We start from the raw sequence: 5,550 nt of genomic DNA on the forward strand, positions 1-5,550 counted from the left end.
GATGCGCGTCTGTTCCTTGAGAACTCAACAGTGTGCCAAATAGTCGATGCCATATGGCTCGCTATCCAGAGGTGTTCGTGTCCCGTTCGGGGTGTGGGTGCTGAGGTGGTGGGTCTTGGTTGAGATTGGTGTCGTTCTTCTACCTCCGTGGAAGGCGGTGCCACAATTCAGCCGAATCTGATTGGTCCTTATCGGGACCGTTTCGTGTGTCGGTTGCTTCGCTGCCTTTGGGTGGTGGGGTGCCATGTAGACATTTACGGAGAGTTTGATTCTGGCTCAGGACGAACGCTGGCGGCGTGCTTAACACATGCAAGTCGAACGGTGATGGCCAGCTTGCTGGTCTGATCAGTGGCGAACGGGTGAGTAACACGTGAGCAACCTGCCCCAGACTCTGGAATAACCATGGGAAACGATGGCTAATACCGGATACGAGACACACACGCATGTGTGGTGTCTGGAAAGATTTATCGGTCTGGGATGGGCTCGCGGCCTATCAGCTTGTTGGTGGGGTAGTGGCCTACCAAGGCGACGACGGGTAGCCGGCCTGAGAGGGCGACCGGCCACACTGGGACTGAGATACGGCCCAGACTCCTACGGGAGGCAGCAGTGGGGAATATTGCACAATGGGCGCAAGCCTGATGCAGCGACGCCGCGTGAGGGATGACGGCCTTCGGGTTGTAAACCTCTTTCAGCAGGGAAGAAGCGCAAGTGACGGTACCTGCAGAAGAAGCGCCGGCTAACTACGTGCCAGCAGCCGCGGTAATACGTAGGGCGCAAGCGTTGTCCGGAATTATTGGGCGTAAAGAGCTCGTAGGCGGTTTGTCGCGTCTGCTGTGAAAACCTAAGGCTCAACCTTGGGCTTGCAGTGGGTACGGGCAGACTAGAGTGCGGTAGGGGTGACTGGAATTCCTGGTGTAGCGGTGGAATGCGCAGATATCAGGAGGAACACCGATGGCGAAGGCAGGTCACTGGGCCGCAACTGACGCTGAGGAGCGAAAGCATGGGGAGCGAACAGGATTAGATACCCTGGTAGTCCATGCCGTAAACGTTGGGCACTAGGTGTGGGGCTCATTCCACGAGTTCCGTGCCGCAGCAAACGCATTAAGTGCCCCGCCTGGGGAGTACGGCCGCAAGGCTAAAACTCAAAGAAATTGACGGGGGCCCGCACAAGCGGCGGAGCATGCGGATTAATTCGATGCAACGCGAAGAACCTTACCAAGGCTTGACATACACCGGAAACTTCCAGAGATGGTTGCCCCGCAAGGTCGGTGTACAGGTGGTGCATGGTTGTCGTCAGCTCGTGTCGTGAGATGTTGGGTTAAGTCCCGCAACGAGCGCAACCCTCGTCCCATGTTGCCAGCGGGTTATGCCGGGGACTCATGGGAGACTGCCGGGGTCAACTCGGAGGAAGGTGGGGATGACGTCAAATCATCATGCCCCTTATGTCTTGGGCTTCACGCATGCTACAATGGCCGGTACAAAGGGCTGCGATACCGCGAGGTGGAGCGAATCCCAAAAAGCCGGTCTCAGTTCGGATTGGGGTCTGCAACTCGACCCCATGAAGTCGGAGTCGCTAGTAATCGCAGATCAGCAACGCTGCGGTGAATACGTTCCCGGGCCTTGTACACACCGCCCGTCAAGTCACGAAAGTCGGTAACACCCGAAGCCAGTGGCCCAACTCGTAAGAGGGGGAGCTGTCGAAGGTGGGACTGGCGATTGGGACTAAGTCGTAACAAGGTAGCCGTACCGGAAGGTGCGGCTGGATCACCTCCTTTCTAAGGAGCATCTGGCAGCCACATCGCCTGTCATGGGTGGTGGAGGGTGTCCAGGCCCGTTGTCCCTGCCGAACGAGTGGGGGACGGTGCTCGAGGGTGGAACATCGACTGTTGGCCGGCTTTCGAGCTGGTGGCGACCTAGTACGCCGGGCCCCTTGGGGTTCCGGGTGGGAACGGATCGGCGCTGGGGAGGGGTCGGCTGGGCACGCTGTTGGGTCCTGAGGGAACAGCCGGAAGGTTGTTCGTTCAGGGTCGCTACGCACGCGGTCCGCACCCTGAGGGTGTGGGGTGGGTGCGGGTGGCTGCGGGCTGGTACCGCTCAGACGAACCACTCACGTGTGGGTGCCCGGTATCGGGTGCGCGCGGTGAGCAGGCGCTGGGGTGAGGGTGCCGGAGCCGGTCGTAGCTTGAGAACTGCACAGTGGACGCGAGCATCTTTTTTGAATGATCTTTGTGGTCAAGTTTATAAGGGCACAGGGTGGATGCCTTGGCACTAGGAGCCGAAGAAGGACGTTGTAGCCTGCGATAAGCCTCGGGGAGTTGGCAAACGAACCGTGATCCGAGGATGTCCGAATGGGGAAACCCCGCACGAGTCATGTCGTGTGACCCGCACCTGAATATATAGGGTGTGTGGAGGGAACGGCGGGAAGTGAAACATCTCAGTACCGCCAGGAAGAGATATTCCGTGAGTAGTGGCGAGCGAAAGCGGATCAGGCCAAACCGTGTACGTGTTCAAGCCGGCAGGCGTTGCGTGCACGGGGTTGTGGGACCTTTCAGCTGGTTCTGCCGAATCAGCAGGGAGTCAGAAAGTCGCGTCATAGTCGAAGGGCATTGAAAGGCCCGGCACAGAGGGTGTGACCCCCGTAGACGAAATGGCGTGGCCTCCCGAAGGGGATCCCAAGTAGCTCCGGGCCCGAGAAACCTGGAGTGAATCTGCACAGACCACTGTGTAAGCCTAAATACTACCTAGTGACCGATAGCGGACAAGTACCGTGAGGGAAAGGTGAAAAGTACCCCGGGAGGGGAGTGAAATAGTACCTGAAACCGTGTGCCTACAATCCGTTGGAGCCTCCCTAGCAGGGGTGACAGCGTGCCTTTTGAAGAATGAGCCTGCGAGTTAGTGGTACGTGGCGAGGTTAACCCGTGTGGGGAAGCCGTAGCGAAAGCGAGTCCGAATAGGGCGTCTCAGTCGCGTGCTCTAGACCCGAAGCGGAGTGATCTAGCCATGGGCAGGTTGAAGCGCGGGTAAGACCGCGTGGAGGACCGAACCCACCAGGGTTGAAAACCTGGGGGATGACCTGTGGTTAGGGGTGAAAGGCCAATCAAACTCCGTGATAGCTGGTTCTCCCCGAAATGCATTTAGGTGCAGCGTCACGTGTTTCTTGCCGGAGGTAGAGCTACTGGATAGCCGATGGGCCCCACCAGGTTACTGACGTTAGCCAAACTCCGAATGCCGGTAAGCCAGAGCGTGGCAGTGAGACTGCGGGGGATAAGCTCCGTAGTCGAGAGGGAAACAGCCCAGACCACCAGCTAAGGCCCCTAAGCGTATGCTAAGTGGGAAAGGATGTGGAGTTGCACAGACAACCAGGAGGTTGGCTTAGAAGCAGCCACCCTTGAAAGAGTGCGTAATAGCTCACTGGTCAAGTGATTCCGCGCCGACAATGTAGCGGGGCTCAAGTATACCGCCGAAGCTGTGGCATTCACATATCAGCTCAGCGCACCCTCGGGTGTGTTCAGGCGTGTGGATGGGTAGGGGAGCGTCGTGTGGCGAGTGAAGTCGCGGGGGAACCCAGCGGTGGACGCCACACGAGTGAGAATGCAGGCATGAGTAGCGAATGACGGGTGAGAAACCCGTCCGCCGAATGATCAAGGGTTCCAGGGCCAGGCTAATCCGCCCTGGGTAAGTCGGGACCTAAGGCGAGGCCGACAGGCGTAGTCGATGGACAACGGGTTGATATTCCCGTACCGGCGAAGAACCGCCCATACCGAGCCCGGTGATGCTAAACGCCCGAGCCGGCACACCACCCCTTCGGGGGTACCGTGCCGGGGAGCGCGTGACCCGAACCGGTAGTAGGTAAGCGTATTAACAGGGGTGACGCAGGAAGGTAGCCAAGCGTGGCGATGGTAGTCCACGTCCAAGGTCGTAGGGCGAGGTGTAGGCAAATCCGCACCTCACATAGCCTGAGAGCTGACGGTGACCGCGAATGCGGGAATCTGGTGATCCTATGCTGCCAAGAAAAGCCTCGACGCGAGGTTCTAGCCGCCCGTACCCCAAACCGACTCAGGTGATCAGGTAGAGAATACCAAGGCGATCGAGAGAATCGTGGTTAAGGAACTCGGCAAAATGCCCCCGTAACTTCGGGAGAAGGGGGGCCTGAAGCGTGAACCGACTTGCTCGGGGAGCGTGAAGGGCCGCAGAGACCAGGGAGAAGCGACTGTTTACTAAAAACACAGGTCCGTGCGAAGTCGCAAGACGATGTATACGGACTGACGCCTGCCCGGTGCTGGAAGGTTAAGAGGACGGGTCAGCCGCAAGGCGAAGCTCAGAATTTAAGCCCCAGTAAACGGCGGTGGTAACTATAACCATCCTAAGGTAGCGAAATTCCTTGTCGGGTAAGTTCCGACCTGCACGAATGGCGTAACGACTTCTCCGCTGTCTCAACCGCGAACTCGGCGAAATTGCACTACGAGTAAAGATGCTCGTTACGCGCAGCAGGACGGAAAGACCCCGGGACCTTTACTATAGCTTGGTATTGGTGTTCGGTGCGGCTTGTGTAGGATAGGTGGGAGACTGTGAAGCCGGCACGCCAGTGTCGGTGGAGTCAACGTTGAAATACCACTCTGGTCGCTCTGGATATCTAACCTCGGTCCGTGATCCGGACCAGGGACAGTGCCTGGTGGGTAGTTTAACTGGGGCGGTTGCCTCCTAAAATGTAACGGAGGCGCTCAAAGGTTCCCTCAGCCTGGTTGGCAATCAGGTGGCGAGTGCAAGTGCACAAGGGAGCTTGACTGTGAGACTGACAGGTCGAGCAGGGACGAAAGTCGGAACTAGTGATCCGGCGGTGGCTTGTGGAAGCGCCGTCGCTCAACGGATAAAAGGTACCCCGGGGATAACAGGCTGATCTTGCCCAAGAGTCCATATCGACGGCATGGTTTGGCACCTCGATGTCGGCTCGTCGCATCCTGGGGCTGGAGTAGGTCCCAAGGGTTGGGCTGTTCGCCCATTAAAGCGGTACGCGAGCTGGGTTTAGAACGTCGTGAGACAGTTCGGTCCCTATCCGCTGCGCGCGCAGGAAACTTGAGAAGGGCTGTCCCTAGTACGAGAGGACCGGGACGGACGAACCTCTGGTGTGCCAGTTGTTCCGCCAGGAGCACGGCTGGTTAGCTACGTTCGGAAGGGATAACCGCTGAAAGCATCTAAGCGGGAAGCCTGCTTCAAGATGAGGTTTCCATGCCCCCTCGAGGGGTGAGAGGCTCCCAGCTAGACCACTGGGTAGATAGGCCGGATGTGGAAGAGGGGACTAACGACCCTCGCAGCTGACCGGTACTAATAAGCCGACAACTTCACCACTTCATTCAATTGTTGCTACGCGTCCACTGTGCGGTTCCCGAGAGACGAACGGGAACCCGTTTGACAACTCGATCTCGTTACGGCGGTCATAGCGAAGGGGAAACGCCCGGTCCCATTCCGAACCCGGAAGCTAAGCCCTTCAGCGCCGATGGTACTGCACTCGCCAGGGTGTGGGAGAGTAGGACGCCGCCGGACATCATTCAG

The 5,550-nt window shown here is 58.2% G+C and carries 3 rRNA genes; all 3 read left to right on the forward strand.

Going from position 1 to position 5,550, the window contains the following annotated elements:
- Window positions 1-253: 253 nt before the first annotated feature.
- The 3 genes from AB5970_RS19080 to rrf all read left to right on the forward strand — a co-directional run bounded on the left by AB5970_RS19080 (window position 254) and on the right by rrf (window position 5,541).
- Window positions 254-1,775 (forward strand): 16S ribosomal RNA (locus tag AB5970_RS19080).
- Window positions 1,776-2,230: 455 nt separating this feature from the next.
- Window positions 2,231-5,346 (forward strand): 23S ribosomal RNA (locus tag AB5970_RS19085).
- Window positions 5,347-5,424: 78 nt separating this feature from the next.
- A 5S ribosomal RNA gene (rrf, locus tag AB5970_RS19090) occupies window positions 5,425-5,541 on the forward strand.
- Together the 16S, 23S and 5S rRNA genes form the textbook arrangement of a ribosomal RNA operon.
- The last annotated feature ends 9 nt before the right edge of the window (window positions 5,542-5,550 follow it).

The organism is Cellulomonas sp. ICMP 17802, assembly GCF_041295535.1.
Classification (GTDB): Bacteria; Actinomycetota; Actinomycetes; order Actinomycetales; family Cellulomonadaceae; genus Cellulomonas.